This is a genomic window from Microcoleus sp. PH2017_35_SFW_U_B (assembly GCF_020737865.1).
In the GTDB taxonomy this organism is placed as follows: Bacteria; Cyanobacteriota; Cyanobacteriia; order Cyanobacteriales; family Microcoleaceae; genus Microcoleus.
On sequence record NZ_JAEQDE010000205.1, the window covers coordinates 1 to 2,252 of the forward strand.

A 2,252-nucleotide genomic window follows, 5' to 3' on the forward strand; every position below is an offset into this window, starting at 1 on the left:
ACCATGTAATTATAGCTCATTCGATCGTGTCTTCTCTGTTTGACCCTCATCAGTTAGTGTCAGTAACATGATACCTCATCTTTCCGAGAACCGCTATATCGCCCAACAGTTCAGATATATCTTTTGTCAATTGTTCAGTATCGTCGCGGTGAGTAATTCTGAACTGAAAGGGCGTTTTGCCGATCGACTTTTTAATCTCCGCATCAAAAGCATCATCTTTACCAGCCACAAAAGCCGCAGACTGAGCTGTCAAAAATTGCCAAGCTTCTGGAAACATCTTGCGAATGTTTTCCAGAGGATTTCCGGTTTCGTAAACTAAAGTAGCAGTTTTGCAATCCATGAATCCGACCTCAGGTAGTTAGTAGTGTGTCTCGACTGTATTTCAAGTTTTGATATTGGTTATCATATTCATAATTGGCCACTAAATCAAGGGCTGTTCTGTCTTCTCTTCCTCTGCGCTCTCTGCGGCCTCTGCGGTTTAATCATTCAGAAACACTTGTGACGCATCAAAACCAAAGAAACCGGGTTTTTTTCCCAATCTGCACGCCATAACAAAGTATTCTCCCAAAAAACCCGGTTTCTGACTACCCGGCCCAATGCTCTGGGAAAGCCGATTTCCAATGCCCAATGCCCTGGGTAGGCCGATGCCCAATGCCCAATGCCCGATGCCCAATCAAAAAAAACTATCTTTTCCAATACCTGCGCCAGTGAAACAAATTCTCCCACAAATTCTGCATAAAAGTATTGCTGCGGAGACGCTGCGACTCCCAAATAGCAGCAGTTTGACCGTTAATTGCCGAAAAACTCGACCAAATATAAGGAAGTTCGGCGATCGCCTCAACCTTCATTCCGTGACGCACAGCAAAGGCGATCGCATGAATCAACTCCGCAGCTTGCGGGCCGACAATAGTCGCTCCCAAAATCTCCCCGTCACGCCGCCCGACAATCTTACAAAAACCCGTTGTCTCCCCGGACATTTGAGCTCTTTCAACATTCTTGAAATATTCCCTAGCCACAATCAAATCGTCTCCAAAACGGCGCCTTGCTTGCGCTTCTGTCAAGCCAACCCTCGCCAACTGCGGATCGGAAAAAATCGCCCAAGGAATCCCGCGATAATCTATTTGATACATCGGCAAAAACAAAGCATTTTTCACAGCAACCGCAGCTTCGCAATTGGCGATGTGAGGGAACGAATAACCGCCAGCAACATCGCCACAAGCGTAAATTCGAGAATTAGTTGTTTGCAGCTTTTCATTTAAAATCAACCCGCGATCGCTAAATTTAACCCTAGCAGCTTCCAGATTTAACCATGCAAAATTGTGTCCGCGGCCAGCGGCGAGAAAAATCTCCTCAGCTTCGATCGCCCTTGCCCCAGCTTGAATCCACTTTTTACCGTCAATCACCCTAGCTTGAGTCACCTCAGTCGCAGTCAGAATCCGCACTCCTTCAGCTTCCATTCCAGCTTGCACCAAACCAGCAGCCTCGCGGTCTTCTTTAGCCAAAATCTGGGAACTTTTCACCACCAAAGTCACAGCAACGCCCAGCCGAGAAAAAGTCTGAGCCACTTCAACACCGCTGGGATCTGCACCGATTACAGCCAAACTTTTCGGCAACTTTGGCAGTTTTGCTAATTCCCCAACTGTTTCGGAAGTGAAAAAGCCGACAGACGAAAGTCCTTCAATATTGGGAATTGCAGGTAGAGTTGGACAAGCTAGCAAATAACAGCGCGATCGCAATTTCCGATCGCCCGCAATCAAAGCCAAATTCGGTTTGGCAACAAACTCGCTGTTACCAAAAATAATATCAACCCCGCGAGCAGCTAAAACGGCGAGATCGTCAATTTCTGACAAATTAGAAACAACGCCGTCAGCCCACTTCTTAACCCCGTTAAACTGCAATGCGATCGGCATTTCGGAATTAGCCAGATCTGGGCGAAGTCCGAACTGTGGGTGGCTCATCTGGTGAGCAAAACGAGCAGCCTCTCTCAAAGTTTGGCTGTATTTCAAACCCAGGGCGATCGACTCTTTCCCCCCCGCCGGCAAATCTTGAGAATTACTGAGCGGTTCCACCAAAGCAACGCGAGCCGGGAAATTAGTTGCAGTCAAAGCAGCATAACGTCCGGCCGCAGTTCCACCAATAATCACTAAATCATAATCAAGCATAAATAAATTTGTCAGATAAGACGGCGGTTGAAACCGCTCCTATACAAACGATGTCCGCCTCCGCGGACTCAAGAAAACAACGTAATTTCA

At 47.1% G+C, this 2,252-nt stretch carries 2 protein-coding genes; both read right to left on the reverse strand.

The annotated features are described in order from the left end of the window. Positions 1-49 precede the first annotated feature (49 nt). Positions 50-340 (reverse strand): hypothetical protein, encoded by a 291-nt coding sequence (locus tag JGK36_RS33705; RefSeq protein WP_293199391.1) that lies wholly within the window; start codon positions 338-340, stop codon positions 50-52. 343 nt (positions 341-683) lie between these two features. Beyond that, positions 684-2,162 carry an NAD(P)/FAD-dependent oxidoreductase gene (locus JGK36_RS33710; RefSeq protein ID WP_293199393.1) on the reverse strand — a complete coding sequence of 493 codons (1,479 nt, stop codon included), beginning with the start codon at positions 2,160-2,162 and terminating at the stop codon, positions 684-686. Positions 2,163-2,252: the final 90 nt, after the last annotated feature.

Bases quoted from the DNA above. Each gene is read 5' to 3' on its own strand.
- JGK36_RS33710 (WP_293199393.1), bottom strand. From the start codon at position 2,162: ATGCTTGATTATGATTTAGTGATTATTGGTGGAACTGCGGCCGGACGT.
- JGK36_RS33705 (WP_293199391.1), bottom strand. From the start codon at position 340: ATGGATTGCAAAACTGCTACTTTAGTTTACGAAACCGGAAATCCTCTG.